The organism is Amycolatopsis sp. NPDC021455 (assembly GCF_040640995.1).
Taxonomy (GTDB): Bacteria; Actinomycetota; Actinomycetes; order Mycobacteriales; family Pseudonocardiaceae; genus Amycolatopsis.
Window position 1 is genome coordinate 57,450 of the sequence record NZ_JBFACT010000021.1, and the last position, 19,285, is coordinate 76,734.

22 protein-coding genes and 1 tRNA gene are annotated in these 19,285 nt (G+C 72.5%); 10 read left to right on the forward strand and 13 right to left on the reverse strand.

Translation table 11 applies throughout. From position 1 onward, the window contains the following. Positions 1-64: 64 nt before the first annotated feature. From AB0G28_RS23550 to AB0G28_RS23580, 7 genes are all read right to left on the reverse strand, one after another. Positions 65-1,024 carry a methyltransferase domain-containing protein gene (locus tag AB0G28_RS23550; protein ID WP_361092580.1) on the reverse strand — a complete coding sequence of 320 codons (960 nt, stop codon included), beginning with the start codon at positions 1,022-1,024 and terminating at the stop codon, positions 65-67. Continuing rightward, positions 1,021-1,797: an SDR family NAD(P)-dependent oxidoreductase gene (locus AB0G28_RS23555; RefSeq protein WP_361092783.1), complete on the reverse strand. Its 777-nt coding sequence runs from the start codon at positions 1,795-1,797 to the stop codon at positions 1,021-1,023. Before AB0G28_RS23555 ends, AB0G28_RS23550 begins: the two co-directional genes overlap by 4 nt. A 120-nt stretch (positions 1,798-1,917) precedes the next feature. After that, positions 1,918-1,990: transfer RNA gene (locus AB0G28_RS23560), tRNA-Ala, on the reverse strand. A 54-nt stretch (positions 1,991-2,044) separates the two neighbouring features. Continuing rightward, a complete protein-coding gene (glpR, locus tag AB0G28_RS23565; protein ID WP_361092583.1) occupies positions 2,045-2,878 on the reverse strand; it encodes a gephyrin-like molybdotransferase receptor GlpR in 834 nt (277 codons plus the stop codon). Between the two features lie 163 nt (positions 2,879-3,041). Continuing rightward, the gene (locus tag AB0G28_RS23570) at positions 3,042-3,710 is read right to left on the reverse strand and encodes a GNAT family protein (RefSeq protein WP_361092586.1); all 669 of its coding nucleotides are present in this window, start codon (positions 3,708-3,710) and stop codon (positions 3,042-3,044) included. Beyond that, positions 3,710-4,987 carry a gephyrin-like molybdotransferase Glp gene (glp, locus tag AB0G28_RS23575; protein ID WP_361092589.1) on the reverse strand — a complete coding sequence of 426 codons (1,278 nt, stop codon included), beginning with the start codon at positions 4,985-4,987 and terminating at the stop codon, positions 3,710-3,712. Before glp ends, AB0G28_RS23570 begins: the two co-directional genes overlap by 1 nt. Beyond that, positions 4,984-5,889 (reverse strand): UTP--glucose-1-phosphate uridylyltransferase, encoded by a 906-nt coding sequence (locus AB0G28_RS23580; RefSeq protein ID WP_361092592.1) that lies wholly within the window; start codon positions 5,887-5,889, stop codon positions 4,984-4,986. Before AB0G28_RS23580 ends, glp begins: the two co-directional genes overlap by 4 nt. 24 nt (positions 5,890-5,913) lie before the next feature. On the opposite strand from AB0G28_RS23580, the gene AB0G28_RS23585 reads away from it, so the two are divergent. The 4 genes from AB0G28_RS23585 (at position 5,914) to mscL (ending at position 8,140) form a co-directional block, all read left to right on the forward strand. After that, positions 5,914-6,504, forward strand: a complete 591-nt coding sequence (locus AB0G28_RS23585) for a 5-formyltetrahydrofolate cyclo-ligase (protein WP_361092595.1) — start codon at positions 5,914-5,916, stop codon at positions 6,502-6,504. A gap of 86 nt (positions 6,505-6,590) precedes the next feature. Beyond that, the gene (locus AB0G28_RS23590; protein WP_361092598.1) at positions 6,591-6,890 is read left to right on the forward strand and encodes an FmdB family zinc ribbon protein; all 300 of its coding nucleotides are present in this window, start codon (positions 6,591-6,593) and stop codon (positions 6,888-6,890) included. Between the two features lie 131 nt (positions 6,891-7,021). After that, positions 7,022-7,669 carry an SAF domain-containing protein gene (locus AB0G28_RS23595; protein ID WP_361092601.1) on the forward strand — a complete coding sequence of 216 codons (648 nt, stop codon included), beginning with the start codon at positions 7,022-7,024 and terminating at the stop codon, positions 7,667-7,669. A gap of 57 nt (positions 7,670-7,726) precedes the next feature. Then, positions 7,727-8,140 (forward strand): large-conductance mechanosensitive channel protein MscL, encoded by a 414-nt coding sequence (gene mscL / locus AB0G28_RS23600; protein WP_361092604.1) that lies wholly within the window; start codon positions 7,727-7,729, stop codon positions 8,138-8,140. Between the two features lie 5 nt (positions 8,141-8,145). Here the strand turns inward: mscL and AB0G28_RS23605 are convergent, their stop codons facing one another. Both AB0G28_RS23605 and AB0G28_RS23610 read right to left on the reverse strand, forming a co-directional pair. Next, positions 8,146-8,319: a hypothetical protein gene (locus AB0G28_RS23605; protein ID WP_361092606.1), complete on the reverse strand. Its 174-nt coding sequence runs from the start codon at positions 8,317-8,319 to the stop codon at positions 8,146-8,148. 165 nt (positions 8,320-8,484) lie between these two features. Further along, the gene (locus AB0G28_RS23610; RefSeq protein ID WP_361092608.1) at positions 8,485-8,985 is read right to left on the reverse strand and encodes a MogA/MoaB family molybdenum cofactor biosynthesis protein; all 501 of its coding nucleotides are present in this window, start codon (positions 8,983-8,985) and stop codon (positions 8,485-8,487) included. A gap of 123 nt (positions 8,986-9,108) precedes the next feature. Between AB0G28_RS23610 and AB0G28_RS23615 the strand changes: the two genes are divergently transcribed. Further along, complete coding sequence (locus tag AB0G28_RS23615) at positions 9,109-10,170, forward strand: NAD-dependent epimerase/dehydratase family protein (RefSeq protein ID WP_361092611.1); 1,062 nt, start codon at positions 9,109-9,111, stop codon at positions 10,168-10,170. Positions 10,171-10,746: 576 nt separating this feature from the next. Here the strand turns inward: AB0G28_RS23615 and AB0G28_RS23620 are convergent. From AB0G28_RS23620 to AB0G28_RS23630, 3 genes are read right to left on the reverse strand one after another with little or no spacing between them, the layout of a single operon-like run. Beyond that, positions 10,747-11,796, reverse strand: coding sequence for a HAMP domain-containing sensor histidine kinase (locus AB0G28_RS23620; protein WP_361092614.1), 1,050 nt, complete (start codon positions 11,794-11,796; stop codon positions 10,747-10,749). Next, on the reverse strand, positions 11,793-12,494 hold the full coding sequence (locus AB0G28_RS23625) for a response regulator transcription factor (RefSeq protein WP_361092617.1): 702 nt from the start codon (positions 12,492-12,494) through the stop codon (positions 11,793-11,795). The genes AB0G28_RS23620 and AB0G28_RS23625 overlap by 4 nt, the downstream gene beginning before the upstream one ends. Positions 12,495-12,504: 10 nt before the next feature. Next, on the reverse strand, positions 12,505-13,923 hold the full coding sequence (locus AB0G28_RS23630) for a hypothetical protein (RefSeq protein ID WP_361092620.1): 1,419 nt from the start codon (positions 13,921-13,923) through the stop codon (positions 12,505-12,507). A gap of 159 nt (positions 13,924-14,082) precedes the next feature. Here AB0G28_RS23630 and AB0G28_RS23635 point away from each other — a divergent pair, with 159 nt between their 5' ends. Genes AB0G28_RS23635 through AB0G28_RS23655 form a run of 5 tightly spaced genes read left to right on the forward strand, consistent with a single transcriptional unit; the run spans position 14,083 to position 17,705 of the window. Then, positions 14,083-14,727, forward strand: a complete 645-nt coding sequence (locus AB0G28_RS23635) for a glycosyltransferase family 2 protein (protein WP_361092786.1) — start codon at positions 14,083-14,085, stop codon at positions 14,725-14,727. Continuing rightward, complete coding sequence (locus AB0G28_RS23640; RefSeq protein WP_361092623.1) at positions 14,724-15,407, forward strand: DUF2064 domain-containing protein; 684 nt, start codon at positions 14,724-14,726, stop codon at positions 15,405-15,407. Before AB0G28_RS23635 ends, AB0G28_RS23640 begins: the two co-directional genes overlap by 4 nt. Continuing rightward, complete coding sequence (locus AB0G28_RS23645; protein WP_361092626.1) at positions 15,407-16,060, forward strand: class I SAM-dependent methyltransferase; 654 nt, start codon at positions 15,407-15,409, stop codon at positions 16,058-16,060. Before AB0G28_RS23640 ends, AB0G28_RS23645 begins: the two co-directional genes overlap by 1 nt. Continuing rightward, positions 16,057-17,172: a molybdopterin-dependent oxidoreductase gene (locus AB0G28_RS23650; protein WP_361092629.1), complete on the forward strand. Its 1,116-nt coding sequence runs from the start codon at positions 16,057-16,059 to the stop codon at positions 17,170-17,172. Before AB0G28_RS23645 ends, AB0G28_RS23650 begins: the two co-directional genes overlap by 4 nt. Further along, positions 17,169-17,705, forward strand: coding sequence for a hypothetical protein (locus AB0G28_RS23655; RefSeq protein ID WP_361092632.1), 537 nt, complete (start codon positions 17,169-17,171; stop codon positions 17,703-17,705). Before AB0G28_RS23650 ends, AB0G28_RS23655 begins: the two co-directional genes overlap by 4 nt. A gap of 127 nt (positions 17,706-17,832) precedes the next feature. Here AB0G28_RS23655 and AB0G28_RS23660 read toward each other — a convergent pair whose 3' ends face one another. Beyond that, positions 17,833-19,245, reverse strand: coding sequence for a trypsin-like peptidase domain-containing protein (locus AB0G28_RS23660; RefSeq protein WP_361092635.1), 1,413 nt, complete (start codon positions 19,243-19,245; stop codon positions 17,833-17,835). Between the last annotated feature and the right edge of the window lie 40 nt (positions 19,246-19,285).

Here is a 19,285-nt window from a genome sequence, read left to right on the forward strand (position 1 = left end):
AGCCCAGCGGTGCAGCAGCAGTACTCGGAGAAGGTCGTGTCGGCCTTGGCGGTTGCCTTCGGCGCTAGCCGGACAGGCTCCCTGACAGCGAGCTGCCACCGCGGTCTCCTGCCGCTGGGCGACGTCCCCAGGCCGAGATCAGCGGCGCGAGCGTCAGATCGAGTTCGCCCGCGTGGATGGCGGCCAGGTGCGCGTCGATCTCGGCGTCGTCGGCCAGGCCGGCCGCGAGCAGCTCACCGCGCACGAGCCGGATGGTCGCCGCCTCCAGCCGGTCGCAGGCAAGCCCACCGACCGGGAAGGAGCCCGCCGCGGCGACGTCCACCAAGCCGGCCTCACGCAGTGCCCGCGGCAGTGTCCGGCCATAGCGCAGGTCCGCGCCGCGGCGCGTCAGCAGTTCCCGGACCGCGTCGCGCAGCCGGTTGGCCCGCCGCTGCGCGGGGCCGCTGTCGTCCAGGCACGCCAGTGGCTGCAGAGCGGTATCGGCGTCCTCGACCAGCAGCCGGCCGCCGGGCCGCAGCGCCGCCACCATGGTGGCCAGCGCCCGGGCCCGGTCGGGTACGTGGACCAGCACGAGCCGGGCGTGCACCAGATCGAAGGTCCCCGGCTCCGGAGCCGGATCAGTGGCGACGTCGTGCCGGCGCACCTCGTACCCGTCGCCCGCCTCCAGCCATGCCGGATCGATGTCCGTGGCCAGCACGTACCCGCTCGGACCGACGGCCGCGGCGAGCGCCTCCGGAATACTGCGGCCACCGGCCCCCACTTCCCAGCAACGCGAGCCGGCCGTGACCCCCAGCCGATCGAAGTGCCCGCGCGTCACACCGTCGAACAGCTCGGCCAGCCAGCGGAATCGCTCGCCGGCCTCGGCGCGCGCGTTGTCCAGCAGGTAACCGCGGCCGGGAGCGGACTCTCCGCCGTCGTGTGTCGTTCCGCCTGCCGGATCCGGTCGGCCACCGACGTGCGTCGGGTGGGCCGACGCCAAGGTTCGCGCCGATTCCTTGCGGCGCTGGGGCAGGGGTTCGCTCATTCCGTGCCCCCGGTCGTCTTCGGGGATCCGATCGCACCGATGGCGGTCTGGCCACCGTCGACCCGGATCGTCTCGGCGGTGATGTACCCGGCGCCGCGTGAGGCGAGGAAGCGGACGGCCGCGGCCACTTCCTCAGGATGTCCCATACGGCCCAGCGGAATACGCTCGGCGACGCGTTCCATCCGCGTGGGATCGGCGAAAGCGTCGTCGTTGATCGGGGTGCGGATGAACCCCGGATTGACGACGTTGACGGTGATCCGGTAAGGCGCGAGTTCCGCGGCGAGCTGCCGGGTCAAGGCGATGATCCCGCCTTTCGAGGCGGTGTACGCGGGATAGGCGTAGCCGATCTCGCCGGCGCACGAGCCGATGTTGATGATCCTCTTGGTCCCGCGCTCGGCACCGTCGAGCAAATGGGGTTGAGCGGCCTGGCAGACCCGGAAGGCGCCGGTGAGGTTGATGTCGAGCACCCTCGCCCAGGTTTCGGCGTCGGTGTCGGCCAGACCGGTCCGGTGCAGCACCCCGGCGGAGTTGACGACAACGTCGAGCCGCCCACGCCACGCGATCACGTCCGCGACGGCCTGGCGCACGGCGCGTTCGTCGCGAAGGTCCACGGTCAGCACCAGCGCGTTGGCACAGCGCTTCGCCGTGGCATCGGCACCGCGCCCATCGCGGTCCAGCACCGCGACGTCGAACCCATCCTCGTGAAGAGCCACACACGTAGCGGCACCGATGCCCGACGCTCCACCGGTGACCAACGCGACCCGTCGTTCCATTCCGGTCACACCCCCAGCATCCGCCGGCCGGCACCCGCCCGAGTTCTCCGACCGCGGGCGGTGCAACGAAAAAACCGCCTCGCGGGATCTCTTGATCCGGCGGGCGGTGTTTCGTGCCTGTGGAGCTGAGGGGAATCGAACCCCTGACCTTCTCGATGCGAACGAGACGCGCTACCAACTGCGCTACAGCCCCTTGGTTGTGCTCGTAGAGCTTAGCAGTGCCCTACGAGCACCTCCCGCAGGGGGGTCACTCTCCGACCGCACGCCGGTAGGGGCCGGTCCCAGGCTCGTCGAGCTCCTCGAATGCCGGGTCCTCGTCGTCCAGGTCGACGACCACCGCGCTGCGGCGGACGCGGGATGTCGGGGACGGGCGGCGCTCGACCACCTCGCGGCGGACCGGCTCCACGACCTCGACGTCCTCGACCTCCGGCGGCTCTTCTTCCGCTGCCGGAGGCACTGAAGGCGCCGGAGGCGAAGACGCGCGCCGCGGCGCGCGGGTGCTGTTGAAGCGGGCAAGACGGCGCTGGCGGATCTCCTCCTCGATGCGCACCTGGCGGCGCAGGTACACCAGGTAACCGACGAGCACGACGTCGACCGCGCCGTGGCCCCACCACACCAGCGGGATGACGAATCCGGCCACCAAGCCAGTGCTCACCGCGATCACCAGCAGGATGACCACCACGCGCTGCCGGAAGCTGTACTTCGCGCGCGCCGCGATCTCCGCGGCTTCGGGGTCGAAGCCACCTCGGCCGGGACGGTAGCTCGGCCGGTCGCGTTCGGCTCGTGAACCGCGCTTCGGCTGCGGGAGCGGCTCCGGCTCGGATTCCGGCTCGTCGACGTCGTCTTCCAGTTCGAGCTCGGCCTCCAGCTCGGCGAGGTCGTCCTCGACCGAAGGCCGGGACTTCCCGGGATCGGACATGGCGAATTCCTCCCGGTCTTCGTTGCGTCCACTACGTACGACCCTGGCCGCGAGCGCCGAGTCGGTCGTCCTCGCGACCTGCTGCCGCCGGCGCGCGACCATGGGCACGAGAACGACGAGCCATGCCGCGGCGAGCGCGACGATGATCACGGAGCTGGGCATCTCCCGTCACCTCCCCCGATCCTTCCACCATGAATCACGCTAGTCACAGGAGTAACAGATCGGGCGGAGGCTCGCCGGTTTCGATCACGGAAATGCCTCACCGGATTAGGTGAAACTCACAGCATGTGGTAACGCGGCTACTGACCCGGGTGGGTAGTCACCTTCAGGCGTAGTCGGCGCGGCCCGACGCGACGAGCCGCGACACCAGCCCGGCCCCGGTCTCCTCGCGCGTGACGGCGTAGCAAAAGTGGTCCCGCCAGGCGCCGGCGACGTCGAGATACCGCTCGAACAGCCCCTCCTGCCGGTACCCCGCCTTGGTGAGCACCCGCAGGCTGGCGGCGTTTTCCGGCCGCACGGTGGCCTCCAGCCGGTGCAGCCCGGCCGGGCCGAAGGCGTGGTCGGTGACGAGGGCGACGGCGGCCGTCGCTACCCCGCCTCGGACCACTTCGGACGACACCCAGTAGCCGATCCAGGCCGATCTCAGCGAGGCCCGGATGACGTTACCGACAGTGATCTGACCCGCCAGGCGCCCGTCCAGGGTGATCGTGAACGGCAGGCACTGACCACGCCGAGCGAGCGAACGTAACGCCGCCCACTGCGACGGCCACGACCAGAAGGCGTTGCGTTCCGGCCACGGCCCGACGCCGGTCGGCTCCCACATCTCGAGGTGCGCCCGGTCCCGGAGCCGGATCCGGCTCCACTCGCCCGCGTCGCGCAGCCTCACCGGCCGGATCGCGACCTCGCCCGCGGGCACCCGCAACGGGCCGAGCCGGGCCGGCCAGCCCGGGTGCCGGCTTTCGACCGGGTAGGACACGCCCGACACGGAGTTCATCAGGCCCGTTGCGCCAGGAAGGTGACCTGGACCTGGTCGCCGGCGGGTACCTCGGTCAGCTCCTCCGGCACGTTGATCAGGCAGTTCGCCTCGGCCAGCGACGCGAGCAGATGCGCCCCGGACTGCCCGAGTGGCTGGACCAGGTACTCGCCGTTGGCCTCGTCGCGCAGCAGCTGGCCGCGCAGGAAGCCCCGCCTGCCCTCGGTCGACGTGATCGGCGACAGCAGCCGCGCCCCGACGATCCGCCGGTGCGGGTTGCGGGTCCCGCGCGCCGCGCGGATCAGTGGCCGCACCAGCACCTCGAACACCACCAGCGCGCTCATCGGGTTGCCCGGGATGAGGAACGTCGGCACCGAGTCGGGACCGAGCCTGCCGAAGCCCTGGACCGAGCCGGGGTGCATCGCCACCCGCGTCATGTCGATCCGGCCGAGGTCGGACAGCGCGGCGTGCACCTCGTCGCCGGTGGCGCCCCCGGCGCCGCCCGCGACCACGACGATCTCCGACATCAGCAGCCGGCCCTCGACGACTTCCCGCAGCCGCTTGGGCTCGCTCGGCACGATGCCGACCCGGCTGACCTCGGCGCCCGCGTCCCGGGCGGCCGCGGCCAGCGCGTAGGAGTTGACGTCGTAGACCTGCCCGACCGACGGCGTCCGGTCGATGTCGACCAGCTCGTCGCCCACGGACACGATCGACACGCGCGGTCGCGGGTAGACCAGGACCTTCGCCCGGCCGACCGCGGCCAGCAGGCCCACCTGCGCCGACCCGATCGTGTCGCCGCGGCGCACCGCGACGTCGCCGATCTGGACGTCCTCGCCCGCCCGGCGCACGTATCCCGCCGAAGGCACCGAGCGGTGGACGGTGACGCGAGCCTGGTGCCCGTCGGTGTAGGCGAGCGGCACCACCGCGTCGGCGAGCGTCGGCAGCGGCGCGCCGGTGTCGACCCGCACGGCCTGGCCGGGCTGGAGCCGTCTCGGCTGGCGCGAACCCGCCGCGATCTCCCCGACGACCGGCAGCTGCACCGGCTCCTGCCCGGCGTTGCGCACGTCGACGCTGCGCACGGCGTACCCGTCGATCGCGGCCTGGTCGAAGCCGGGCAGCGCGTGCTCGGCGACCACCTCCTCGGCGCAGAGCAGGCCCTGGGCCTCGGAGATCGCCACGCGCACCGGCTGGGGCCGGACGGCGGCTTCCAAGGTCATCGAGATCTGCGCGTCCACCGAGCGCAGCTCGGCCTCGTCCCCGGCCACCTCGGGCCGCGCCGCGTCGAGGGATTCCGTCATGGGCGCTCTGTCCCGATCCGTTCCGTCAGCCACGCCCGTAAAGATGGACCGTACTCGGGCGTTTCAAGCGCGAAATCGACCGCGGCGCGCAGGAAACCACCCGGATTCCCCAGGTCGTGACGTCCACCGCGGTGGACGACGACGTGCACCGGGTGTCCCTCGCTGATCAGCAGCGCGACCGCGTCGGTCAGCTGCAGCTCGCCACCGCTGCCCGGCGTGATCCGCTTCAGCGCGTCGAAGATCGCCCGGTCGAGCAGGTAGCGCCCCGCCGCGGCGTAGGTCGACGGCGCGTCCTCCGGCTTCGGCTTCTCGACCATCCCGTGCACCCGCTTGACGTCTTCGTCGTCGGTGTCGGTGACGTCGAAGACGCCGTACGGCGAGATCTCGGCCTTGGGAATGTCGAACGCGCACAGCACGCTGCCGCCGTACTGGGCGCGCACCGCGCTCATCCGCTCCAGCACGCCGGTGGGCAGCACCAGGTCGTCCGGGAGGAGCACGGCGACGGCCTCGTCGTCGGGCTTCAGGTTCGGCTCGGCCTGCGCGACGGCGTGGCCGAGACCGAGCGCCTGCTCCTGGATGGCGGTCTCGACGGCCAGCAGGTCCGACCCGCGGCGCACCTTGGCGAGCAGCTCGGTCTTGCCCTTGGCCTCGAGGTTCTGCTCCAGCTCGGGCTGGGCTTCGAAGTACTTGACGACCGCGTCCTTGCCCGGCGAAGTCACGATGACCAGGCGTACCGCGCCCGCGGCGGCGGCCTCGGCCGCGACCAGCTCGATCCCCGGGGTGTCCACCACCGGCAGCAGTTCCTTGGGCACGGCCTTCGTCGCCGGGAGGAACCGTGTCCCCAGGCCGGCGGCAGGCACGATGGCGGTTCTGAACGTCTGGGTGGTTGCGGCGCCCGTCATGGGCGCAAAGCCTAACGTGAGGTCATGCATGCGCTGGGCAATGAGCACCTGAGCAAGGCGGAGTGGCGCGACCGGCTCACGCGCGCGCGAGCGGACCAGACAGCGGAATCGCACGCTCGCGAAGCATCCGCGCTGGTCAATGCAGTGTCGAAGGTCACAGTCGGCACCGTGTGCGCCTACCTACCCTTCGGTAACGAACCGGGCACGACGGCGTTCGTCGACGCGCTCGCGGCCAGCGGCGCGCGGGTGCTGCTGCCCGTCATCCTCTCGCGGACCGAGCCGCTCGAGTGGGCCGAGTACACGGGCGAGGCCGACCTCGTGCCCAGCCGGTTCCGCGGCATCCGCGAGCCCGGCGGGAAACGCCTGGGTACCGACGCCGTGGGGACGGCGGAGCTGGTCCTCGTACCCGCGCTCGCCGTGGACCGCCGGGGCGTCCGGCTGGGCCGGGGTGCCGGCCATTACGATCGCTCGCTGGTGTTCGCCGCGGCCGGCGCGACGCTGCTGGCGGTCGTCCGCGACGAAGAGCTGGTCGAACGGCTGCCCGGGGAACCTCACGACGTGCGCATGAGCGGGGCCTTGACGCCGGGTCGAGGCGTGCTCGAGCTGCCGATGTGAGCAACGAGGAATTGCTTTCGGGGAATGCTTTCAAGCACAATCGGGTTAGCACTCTGGTCGGATGAGTGCCAGCAAAGGAGCCGTCAGTGCCTACGTACCAGTACGCCTGCAAAGAATGCGACCACCGGTTCGAAGCCGTGCAGTCGTTCTCGGACCCCAGCCTGACCGTGTGCCCGCAGTGCTCCGGCGCACTGCGCAAGGTCTTCAGCTCGGTCGGCGTGGTCTTCAAGGGCAGCGGGTTCTACCGCACCGACTCGCGCGACTCGGGCAAGTCGAGCACCGCCGCGACGCCGGCGAAGACCGAGACCAAGACCGAGTCGAAGCCGGACACGAGCGCGACATCGTCCTCCTCGGGTACGACGAAAACGGCGGCCGCGGCGTCCTGACGCCGGAGGTTGTCCACAACACCCCAGTTGTCCACAGATGCCGGACGCGGCCCTTCCGGCGGTCCGTCCGGCTTCCCTAACGTCGATCTCGTGCGGCACACCGCCGCATCCGATCCGACCGAGGGGGCACCGTGGACGTCCTGTCGAAGCTCCACCCACCCGTTTTCACCCGGCTGCCGGGCAGGCGGACGCGGCTGATCCGCCGCTGGCTCGCCGCTTGCCTGCTGGTGACCGGGGTGGTGCTGTTCGCCCATCCCGGCTCCGCGCGAGGTGCGCCGACGACTCCGACCGTCGTCGCGGCCCGCGACCTCCCTGCCGGCGCGAGTCTGCACGCCGGTGACGTCCGGCTGGCCGACTTCCCCGGCGAAACCCGGCCCGAGGGCGCGCTGAGCACTCTGGACGTCGTCGAAGGGCGCCAGCTGGCGGGCGCCGTCCGCGCCGGTGAACCCCTGACTGACGTCCGCTTGGCCACGGCCCTCGCCGCCTCGGGTGATCCCGGGACGGCGACCGTGCCGGTCCGGCTGGCCGACGCGGCGGTTGCCGGGTTGCTGGCACCCGGCCGGCACGTCGACGTCGTGGCCCCGCCCGAACCGGGAGCGTCCGCGTCCGTGCTGGCCGCCGGCGCGACGGTGGTCGAGGTGGGGCGCCAGGACGCGTCGCCGAAGGCGCTCGGCCCACCCGACAAAGGACCGCTCGTGCTGCTCCGGCTCCCCGAAGCGATCGCGACCAGGGTGGCGGCGATTTCACTGGAGCGTCCGGTAACGGTTACTCTCCGCTAGCCCACGCCCGCCGAGACGGGCGACGGCGTCCCCTTCCCGGTTCGTGAGGAGAGCAAGGTGTTCAAAGGCTTCAAGGACTTCCTGATGCGTGGCAACGTCGTCGACCTCGCCGTCGCGGTGGTCATCGGCTCGGCGTTCACGGCGATCGTCACGGCGTTCACCAACGGCCTGATCAAGCCGCTGATCAACACGATCGGCGGCACGGACGCCGCGCAGGGGTTGGGTTTCAAGATCTTCCCCAGCAACCCCTCGACGTTCCTGGACTTCGGCGGCGTCATCAACGCGGCGATCAACTTCGTGCTGGTCGCGGCGGTCGTCTACTTCGTGATCGTGATGCCGGTGAAGAAGCTGCAGGAACGCCGCAAGCGCGGTCAGGAGCCGGGCCCGTCGGAGCCGACGGACGTGGAACTGCTGATCGAGATCCGCGACCTGCTGCGCGCGCAGTACCAGCGCGACAGCGGCCGCGACTGACGCGGTCAGCGGTCGTGGTGCGGTGGCCGGTTCTCCCGGTACCAGTCGTCCGGGAGCCCGGAGCGCCGCTCCGGATCGCGTTCGTCGGAGGTCGTCTCGGGCAGGACGTCCCCGAAGATCTCGTCGACCCGGCGGCGCTGGTCGCCGTCGGCCTTGGGGTCGCGTTTCTGACCGGGCATGTCCCCAGTCTCCCACGACGCGTTGTTTGACAACTCCAGAGAGAACGTCGACCGGAGGCGGCCCGGCCGAGACCGGTCCGCGAAGTCGTCGCTGAGCCGCTGCACGGCCCAGCGATCAGCCACTCCCCGAGTGACCCGGCTCGATCTGGCCGAGGTCCGGCCCGGTCACACCTCTTCGATACCCGAAAGCTCGTCGATCACGTGCGGCACGAGCGAGGTCAGCGTCGCCATCCCGTCGCGGACCGCGGACCGCGAGCCGGCGAGGTTGACCACCAGGGTGCTGCCCGACACGCCGGCGAGCCCGCGCGAAATCCCGGCGTCGACCGCGCCGGCGGCCAGGCCGGACGCGCGGATCGCCTCGCTGATGCCCGGGATGGGGCGGTCGAGCACACCGGCGGTGGCGTCAGGGGTGCGGTCACGCGGCAGCACACCGGTGCCGCCGACGGTGATCACCAGGTCGGCGCCGCCGATCACGGCCGTGTTGAGCGCGTTGCGGATCCCCGCGGTCTCGGCCTCGACGACCACGACACCGTCGACGATGAAGCCCGCTTCTTCGAGCAGCTCCGTGACCAGCGGGCCGCTGGTGTCCTCGTGCTCGCCGTGCGCCACGCGATCGTCCACGATGACCACGAGGGCCCGGCCCAGCCGTTGTGCACTCCGTTCCATGGCGCCCACCGTAGTCGGTTTCGACCACCCGGCGCCGGGAGGTGCCGGGTGAGTTCTGACGATTCGGTGACGTGGGCACGCGAGCCGGACCGAGCCCCGCCCCGGCCCCCTAGCGTGGCCGGTATGCGCGTGCTGGTCACCGGCGGAGCCGGGTTCATCGGGTCCCACATCGCCGATCTCCTGGCGGACGGGGGTGACGACGTCGTGGTGCTGGACAACCTGCTCCCGACGGCGCACGGAACCCGTACCCCGCCGCCGTACACCGGCAGGCACCGCTTCCTGCGCGGCGACGTCACCGACACCGAAATCGTCGCGGAGCTGCTGGACGGCGTCGACGCGGTGTGCCACCAGGCGGCGGTGGTCGGGCACGGGATCGACCCCTCGGACGCGCCGTCGTACGCCCTGCACAACGACTACGGCACGGCGGTGCTGCTGGCCGGGATGCACGCGGCCGGGGTGCGGAAGCTGGTGCTGGCGTCGTCGATGGTCGTCTACGGCGAAGGCCGGTACTCGTGCCCGGACCACGGCGTGGTGACGCCGTCGCCGCGCCGCCCGTCCGATGTGGACGCCGGGCGGTTCGAGCCGCGGTGTCCCTCGTGTGAAGCCGAGCTGGGCTGGGAGCTCGTACCCGAGGACGCACCCCTGAACCCGCGCAGCACGTACGCGGCGACGAAGCTCGCGCAGGAACACCTGGCCGGTGCGTGGGCGCGCCAGACGGGCGGCAGTGTGTGGGCGATGCGCTACCACAACGTCTACGGCCCGCGGATGCCGCAGAACACGCCGTACGCCGGGGTCGCGTCGCTCTTCCGTTCGGCACTCGTGCGCGGCGAGGCACCGCGAGTCCTGGAGGACGGACGCCAGCAGCGCGACTTCGTCCACGTGCACGACGTGGCGAGGGCGAACGTCCTGGCCCTCAGGACAGCCGGCCCGGCCGGCGACATCACCCCGGTCAACGTCTGCTCAGGCACCCCGCACACGGTGGGTGAGCTGGCGGAGGAGCTGGCGCGGGCGTGCGACGGCCCGGCACCGCAGGTGGTCGGCGGCGCGCGTGCCGCCGACGTCCGGCATGTGGTGGCCGATCCGGCCCGCGCCCGCGAGCTGCTGGGGTTCACCGCGGAAATCGGCTTCGCGAAGGGCATGGCGGACTTCGCCACGGCCGAACTCCGCGAACCGGTCTCCCTCTGACCGGACCGCCGCACGGCGCGGCCCCGGGTCCAGCACAGCCGGGTTCGGCCCGGTCCATCCGCGCGGCGCAGCGCGGTCCAGACCGGGCCGGTCCAAGCGGGGCCGGTCCAAGCGGGGCCGGTCCAAGCGGGGCCAATCCAAGCCGGGCCAATCCAGTGGCCGGTCCAGGACAGCCCTGCCCAGGCCGAGCCGATGCAAGCCGAGCCAAGTCATGCCTGGTCGGTCCAGGCCGGTCCAGGCCGAGCCAAGTCATGCCTGGCCGGTCCGGTCCGGTCCGGGCCGAGCCAGGCCGGGCCGAGCCAGGCCGGGCCGGGCCGAGCCGAGCCAGGCCGAGCCGAGCCAGGCCGGGCCGAGCCCAGGCCGGGCCGGGCCGGGCCGAGCCAGGCCAGGCCGGGCCGGGCCGGGCCGAGCCAGGCCAGGCCGGGCCGGGCCGAGCCAGGCCGGGCCGAGCCAGGCCGGGCCGGGCCGGGCCGAGCCGGGCCCAGCCCGGTCCAGGCCGGGTTGCGCCAGGCCGAGCCGGTCCAGACCGAGCCCAGCCGGTCCAGACCGGTCAGATCCCAGTCAGACCCGGGCCGGCTAGGACATCGCCAAGGGCAGGCGGACCTCGAACCGGCACCCCGGTCCGTGGTTGTGGACGCCGATCTTCCCGCGGTGGGCCTCGACCAGGCCCTTGGTGATGGCCAGCCCCAGCCCGCCACCACTGGTGGTGCCCCCGCGCTCCGGAGTCCGCGCCTGCGTCCCGCGGAACGCGACGTCGAACACCCGGTTGATCTCGTCGTCCGGGATGCCGCCGCAGGAGTCGTCGACGGCCAGGAGGGCCTCATCGCCGTCGACGCCGATCTGGACCGCTACCGTCCCGTCCGGCGGGGTGTGGCGGATCGCGTTCGACACCAGGTTGCGGACGATCCGGGCCAATTCCGGGTCGCTGCCCGTCACCACCGGCCAGGTCGACGCGTTGGCGAGCACCCGTACCCGCTTCCGCTGGGCGACCGGGGACTGGGCGGCGACGGCGTCGCTGACGACGTCCCGCAGCGGCACCGCCGACATCGTGAGCTCCAGGGCGCCGGCGGTGATCCGGGAGAGCTCGAACAGGTCGCCGACCATCGCGGACAGGCGCCGGGTCTCGCCACTGATCCGCTGGGCGTAGTCGGCGACTTCGTGGCGCTGGGAGACCACGCCGTCGGCCAGGGCTTCGGCCATCGCCTGGATGCCGGCCAGCGGGCTGCGTAGGTCGTGGCTGATCCACGCGACCAGCTCGCGCCGGGACGCCTCGGCGGCGCGTTCCCGCTCGCGCGCTTCCCGCTCCCACACGCTGCGGCGCGCGATCGCGCGGCCGAGGATGATCGCCGCCGGCACGGTGACCAGCCCGACGAGCAGGCAGACCAGCAGCATCGTCGTCAGGGCGGGGGTGAACATGAACCCGCTGATCCCCAGGACGCCGACCAGGGTGGCGAGCACCGGGATCAGCACCAGCACGGTGAGCGTGGTGGCCAGCGAACCGCGGCGCAGGATGTAGAGCGTCACGCCGCCCAGCGCCGCGACCGGCAGCGAGAACAGCAGCGCCAACGGCAGGATGTGCCAGAGATGCGCCAGCATCTCCGGGAAGGATTCGCCTGAGCCGATCACGATTGCCCCCGGTCGTAGCGGTAGCCGACGCCCCACACCGTCGCCACCCGGACCGGCTTGGCCGGGTCGCGCTCGATCTTCTCGCGCAACCGTCGCACGTGGACGGTCACTGTGGACTGGTCGCCGAAGTCCCAGCCCCACACCTTTTCCAGCAGGTCCGCGCGTGAGTAGGCGACGCCGGGGTGGGCGAGGAAGAACGCCAGCAGGTCGAACTCGCGGGTGGTGAGGGGCAGTTCGCGGCCGCCGAGGGTGGCGGTGCGCGCGGTCATCTGCAGGCACAGGTCGCCGTCGACGAGCTCCGCGGCGACCGGTTCCGGGCGCGGCATCCGCACGCGGCGCAGCACCGAGGCCACGCGCAGGGCGAGTTCCCGGGGGCTGAAAGGTTTCGTCACGTAGTCGTCGGCGCCGAGCTGGAGCCCGGCGATGCGGTTCTCCTCCTCGCCGAGGGCGGTGAGCATGACGATCGGCACCTGGCTGGTCTGCCGGAGCCGCTTGCACACCTCCAGGCCGGTGATCCCGGGCATCATCACGTCGAGGACGACGAGGTCCGGCGCGTGCGCGGCGAACTTCGCCAGCCCCTCGGCGCCGTCGCCCGCCATGTCGACGACGAACCCGGCCACCTCGAGGTAGCGGCGGACGACGTCGCGGACCGTCTCGTCGTCGTCGACCACGAGCACCCGCCCGGCCTGATCGTTCATCACGTCTCCCTCACCAGCCGGTCAGCAGCAGGTGGTTGACCGCCAGCGCCGTCACCGCCTGCGCGGCGAGCCACCACCGGCGTCCGGGCCGCGGCAGCAACGCCGTCATCGGCAGCAACCACGCCCCGAACGGTAGCCAGATCCGCTCGGTTTCGGCCTTCGACAGGCCAGAAACGTCGGCGAAGACGATGGCGAGCAGGGCGGCGATGCCCAGGAGCAGGACGGGGTCGGCGAACACCGCGCGGCGGGGCGGCAGGAACGTCTCGGCGAGCCCTCGCCGGAGAGCGGCCACCACCGCGGGGCCGAGGGCGACGGCCACCGCCGCCAGATCCGCCCAGACGAAGTACGAATAGGGGCGGACCAGCGCGACTCCCTGGTAGTAGCGCTCGACGACCAGGTGATAGCCGTCGAGCCACCAGAAACCCGCCCAAGCGAACACGCCGACGACGGCCAGCGCCGCGGTGATCGCCAGGGCCGCGGCGCGCCACTGCCTGCCGAGAACGGCCACGGCCACCGCGAGCACGCCGAGCAGCACCAGGCCATAGGACAGGAAGATCCCGAAGCCGAGGAGCACGCCGGCCGCCAGCCCGGCCGGCACGGCGTACCGGCCTCCCCGGGCGAAACCCTTCGCGGACAAGGCAAGCAGGGCCAGCCCGGTGGCGGTCACCCCGGCGAACAGGCCGTCGGCCGACACGCCGATCCACACCGCGCCGGGGGTGAGCACGGCGAACGGCAGCACCTCGCGGGCGGCCTCGGCCCGGCCGAGCAGGGCGACCGTGGCGGGCACGGCCACCGCGACCAGGCTGCCGACGAGCACCACGGCCGTGGCCGCCCACGCGCCGCCGTGCAGGCCGATCCGGTCCAGCCAGACGAAGACCAGCGTCGCGCCCGGTGGGTGGCCGGACACGTGCGTCGTCCACGAGTTCGGCTGGAAGTCGAGGATTCGGGCGGAGAACTCGCGCAGCATGCGCGGGATGTCGGTGATGCCGGGCACCTCGTGGAGGTACTCCTGCGGAATGGTGAGGTGGCCGGCGAACCCGCGGGTCCAGCCGTCGACCATGGCCAGCGAGAAGATCCAGGCGAGCGAGGCGAGATAGCCGGCGGCGAGCGCGCGGCGCCACGGCAGGCGGGCGGCCAGTGCCGGGCCGTGGAGCACCACCGCGACGGCGACGAGCACGGCGAACACCGAGCCCGGGCCGACGTGCGGCAGCCAGTCGGCGAACAACGGCGGCGCCGACACGAAGATGACCACGCCGGAGTTCGGGCGGTTGTAGTACAGGCCGACCGCGGTCGCCGCGGCGACGAGCACCACGGCCGCTGCCACGGCGAGGAGGTCGGCGCGGCGGCCGCGTACCGGGGCTTCGGGTTCCGCATCGGGGTCGCGGGCAGGCGGCTCGACGAGCCGGGCTGCCGGGTTCGGCTCGCTCATCGCCGCCCACCCTAGGTCCGCGAAGGGCGATTCGCGCCCCGGGAGCGGCAGCCGTAACGACGCGGTAAGAACTCGTCCGATGTCATGATTCGGTAAGCCCCGCAAGGGTTCTGCGGCCTATCGTCCGGCTCTACGGTCGGCGCCGTGACTGACTCAGAAGTGGATGTCGTCCTCCCTTGCCTCGACGAAGCGGGTGCCCTTCCCGGCGTGCTGGCCGGCCTCCCGCTGGGCTACCGCGCGATCGTGGTCGACAACGGTTCGGCCGACGGCTCGCCCGAAGTGGCGGCCTCGCTCGGCGCGAAGGTCGTCCACGAGCCGCGCCGCGGCTACGGCGCGGCCGTGCACACGGGACTCGAGGTCGCCACCGCGGACGTCGTGTGCTTCGCCGACGCCGACGGGTCCCTGGACCTCGCCGACCTGCCGCGGCTGGTGGCCGCCGTCGAGGGCGGCGCGGACCTGGCCGTCGGCCGCCGGGTGCCGGCCGGGCCCGGGGTGTGGCCGTGGCACGCGCGAGCGGGCAACGTCGTGCTGGCGCAGCTGTTGCGCAGCCGCGGGCTGCCGGTGCGGGACATTGCGCCCCTGCGGGCCGCGGACCGGCTGGCGCTGCTGCGCCTCGGCGTCGCCGACCGGGCGTTCGGTTACCCCCTCGAGCTGCTGATCAAGGCCCAGCGCGCCGGGTGGCGGGTCCGCGAGTTCGACGTCCGCTACGGCGAGCGCGCGAAGGGCACGAAGTCGAAGGTGTCCGGTTCGGTGCGCGGCACGCTGCGCGCGGTCCGCGACTTCGGGCGGGTGCTGGCCCGATGACACACCCCTTCGTCCTGCTGGTCGTGGCCAAGGCGCCGGTCCCGGGACTGGCCAAGACCCGGCTCTGCCCGCCCGCGACACCGCCGCAGGCCGCCGAGATCGCCGCGGCCGCGCTGCTCGACACGCTCGATGCCGTCTGCGCGGTGCCCGGGGCCATGCCCGTCGTCGCCATGACCGGCAACCTCGGCGCCGCGGCCCGTACCGCCGAAATCGCCGAGGCGCTGCGGCACGTCACCACCATCCCGCAGCGTGGCCGGGACTTCGGCGCCCGGCTGGCGAACGCCCACGAGGACGCCGCCGCGGTGCACGCCGGCCTGCCCATCCTGCAGATCGGCATGGACACCCCGCAGGTCACGCCGGCGGCGCTCAGCGCGGCGGTCGCACCGATCCGGCACGGCGGGCAGGACTCGGTGCTCGGCCCCGCCGTGGACGGCGGCTGGTGGGCGCTCGGGCTCGCCGACCCGCGGCACGCCCGGGTCCTGGCGAACGTCCCGATGTCCCGCGACGACACCGGCATACGCACACTGCAGGCTCTGGTGGCGAGTGGGTTGAGGCCGAGCGGCACCCCCCGTCTGTCCGATGTGGACACAATGGCGGACGCCCGTGCGGTGGCGGCGGCGTGCCCGGACGGCCGGTTCGCCCGCGCCGTCGCGGCGGTCGGCGGACGGGCGGTCGCGTGATGACCGCCCCGGCGACGACCGGCAACGAATTCGACCACGGCCTGCTCGGCCACCGGTGCTGGCTCGAACTGGCGAACGGTGAGCGGATCGAGCTGCCGGTCGAACGCTGGTCCGCTCCCTCCGACGGCGACGACGTCCTGCTCGACGCCTGTTCCGGTCCCACACTCGACATCGGGTGCGGTCCCGGCAGGCTCACCGCGGCGCTGGCCGGACGCGGGATCGTCGCGCTCGGGGTGGACAGCTCGCGCACGGCCGTCCACCTGACCCGCCGCCGCGGCGGAAACGCGTTGCTGCGCAACGTCTTCGACCACCTGCCGGGCGAAGGCCGGTGGCGGCACGCCCTGCTCGCCGACGGCAACATCGGCATCGGCGGCGACCCGGCGGCGCTGCTGCGGCGCGTGGCGCGGCTGATCGCGGCCGACGGCGACGTCCTCGTCGAGCTGGAGCCGCCCGGGCACGGCCTGCGGCACGAGCGCGTCCGGCTGCGGCCCGGACGCGCCGATGCCGATACTGCCAATGCTCCTGTCGCATGGTTCACCTGGGCCTGGGTCGGGGTGGACGCGATCGCCCAAGTCGCCCTGCGCGCCGGGCTGCGGGTCGCCTGGACGACCCGGCACGGCCACCGCTGGTTCGCACGGCTGGAGCGGCCGTGAAGCTGCCGATTCCCCAGGAAGACCAGTTCAAGGCAGCCGCGCACGACGAACGGGTGACGTCGAAGATCGGGCTGGCGCTCGCGGTCACGTTCACGACGTGCTTCGTGACGGGCCTGATCAGCCACCTGATCCAGCACCCGCCGACGTGGTTCTCCTGGCCCAGCCGCCCGGCCGGGCTGTACCGCGTCACGCAGGGGCTGCACGTGATCTCCGGGGTGGCGTCGATTCCCTTGCTCCTGGCGAAACTCTGGAGCGTCTACCCGAAGCTGTTCGGCCGTCCGCTGGTCCGCTCGCTTCCGCACGCCCTGGAGCGGCTCTCGATCCTGGTGCTGTCCGGCGCGGCGTTCTTCGAACTGACGACCGGGCTGCTGAACGTCGCGCAGAACTACCCCTGGGGCTTCTACTTCCCGCAGGTGCATTACGCGGTCGCGTGGCTGGCGATCGGCTCGATCCTGGTGCACGTCGCGGTGAAGCTGCCGATCATCCGGCGTGCCTTGAGCCGGCCCACCACCGAAGAACCGCCGGCCGAGGGGTTGTCCCGGCGGGGATTCCTGCTCACCGCCGGGCTGGCGACCGGCGTCGCCGTCGTGGCGACCGCGGGCGCGACCGTCCCGTTCCTCCGCGGCGTTTCCGGGCTTTCCTGGAAGACCGGCAAAGGCCCCCAGGACCTCCCGGTGAACCGCACGGCAGCGGCCGCGGGGGTCACGTGGTCGCCGGCCTGGCGCCTCTCGGTGGTGACCCCGCGCGGCACGACCAAGTTCTCGCTCGACGAGCTGCGCGCCCTGCCGCAGACGACGGCCGAGCTGCCGATCGCGTGCGTGGAAGGCTGGAGCCAGTCGGCCACCTGGCGTGGAATCTCCTTGCCGACGCTGCTGAAAGCCGTCGGGGAACCGCCCGGGATGCCGCTGCGAGTGTCCTCTTCGGAGCGTTCCGGGCTCTACGGCGTCAGCGTGCTGCCCGGCGAGCACACGGCCGACGAACTGACGCTGCTGGCGCTGGAGCTGAACGGCGAGGTCCTCGCCCCCGACCACGGCTTCCCGTGCCGGATCATCGCCCCGAACCGTCCGGGCGTACTGCAGACGAAATGGGTCACGAAGCTGGAGGCGCTGTGAAGATCGCTCGCGCGCTCCTCGCCCTGCCGGGCCTCGCCGCGCTGGCGTGGGGCGTGGTGCTGTTCGCCGAATACGCGCTGCCCTTGCGTCCGGACGTCTTCGGCACGGTCGGCTGGATCGTCGGCGGCCCGATCCTCAACGACGCGGTCGTCGCGCCGCTGACGGCGCTGCTCGGCGTCGCCTTGGCCCGCCTCCTCCCGCCACCGTGGAAGACCCCGGTGGTCGCCGCCACGGTGATCACCGGCGTGCTGGCGATCCTCGCGTTCCCGCTGCTCTGGCGCCCGTACGGCACCCCACCCATGCCCGGCCTCCACGACGGCAACCCCACCCTCGGCCTCACCCTCACCGTGGCAACGGTCTGGCTCGTCGCCATCCTGACGGCCCTGGCCCACCGCGTCGCCCCTCCAATCACACGTGATGCCCCTTCAATCACACGTGATGCCCGCCCAATCACGCGAGATGCCCCCCGCGACACGCGAACCGACCCTCCAGGCACGCCAGCCGCCCCTCCGGGCACCGGAACCCGGGCATGAATGCGGCCACGCGCGACCGGCATCGAGTGCCTGGTCGCGCGTGGCCTTGTGGGTCCGGCCCCGGAAGCGGGGGTCGAGCCGAAGTTGGTCTCGGCCGCACCAGGCGGCCGAGCGACTGGGAAACGGATCAGTTGGGCTGGACGGGCTGTCCGCCGAGCGTCACCTCGACCGTGCGGCCGTCGGCGAGCGTGAACGTCGCCTTCTCGTCCGGCGCCCGCGTGCGGACGGCCGCGACCAGCGTGTCGGCCTTGTCGATGGCGCGGTCGTCGATCTTGACGACCACGTCGCCGGCCTTCAGGCCGGCCTTCTCCGCCGGGCTGCCCGGGCTGATGGCGCCGAGTTCGGCGCCGCCCTGCGGGGCGTCCTTCACCTGGGCGCCGATGAACGTCTGCACCGCCTGGCCGGTCTTGATGATCGTGTCCGCGGTGCGGCGGGCCTGGTCGATCGGGATGGCGAAGCCGATGCCGACGTTGCCGCCTTCCGAACCGCCCTGGCCGCTGCCGCTCGCCGACTGCGGGCTGTAGATCGCGGAGTTGATGCCGATGACCTGGCCCGCCATGTTCGCGAGCGGGCCGCCCGAGTTGCCGGGGTTGATCGCCGCGTCGGTCTGGACCGCGTCCATCACCGTGGTCTGGTCGCCGGTGCTGCCGCCGGCGCGCACCGGCCGGTGCAGCGAGCTGACGATTCCCGAGGTGACCGTGCCGGCCAGCTCGAACGGCGAGCCGATGGCGACCACCGACTGGCCGACGCGCAGGTCGTCGGACCGGCCGAGCTCCACCGGCGTCAGGTTGCCGACGCCACTGACCTTGACCACCGCGATGTCGGTCGTCGGGTCGCGGCCGACGACCTTGGCGGCGGCCTTCCTGCCGTCCTGGAACACGGCCTGGATCTGCCCGCCGTTCGCGGCAACCTCGACGACGTGGTTGTTGGTCAGGATGTAGCCGTCGGTGCTGAGGATGAACCCCGACCCCTCGCCGGCCCCCTGCTGCCCGCTGACCTGCAGCTCGACGACGCTCGGCGACAGCTTCTGGGCGACCGCCTCGACCGTGCCGGCGGGCGCGTTGCCCGTCTGCTGGGCCGGCTTGGGCGCGTTGAGCGCGTTGGTGACCGGGCCGGACGTCCCGCCGGTCAGGTACCCGACCGTCCCGCCCGCGATGCCACCGACCAGCAACGCGACCAGCGCGACGCCGGCGAGCAGCTTCCCGCCGGACCGCTTCGGCTGCGGCGGGGCCGCGTCGTAGACGGCCGTGCCGGGCTGCCCGTACGGGTTCGGCGGCGGGTAGACGCTCTGCGGGTTCTGGCCGGACGGCATCTGCGCACCCTGGGCGGACCAGGGGTTCGCGTGCTGCGCGCCGTACGACGGATCGGCCCCGGTCACCGCGTGGTAGGACGGCTCGGAGTACTGCGGCGCGCCGCCGGACTCGGGCTGGGCCTGCTCACCGTACGAGCTCCCCGGCCAACCGCCCTGAGCCGCCTGCCGGCCGGTCTCGGGGTGCCTCGGCGCCGCGGGGTCGTGTGCGCTGGGGTCGTTCTCGGTCATGTCCTCACCTTGCGCGATGGTCCTGAGAGGTTCCTGAGCC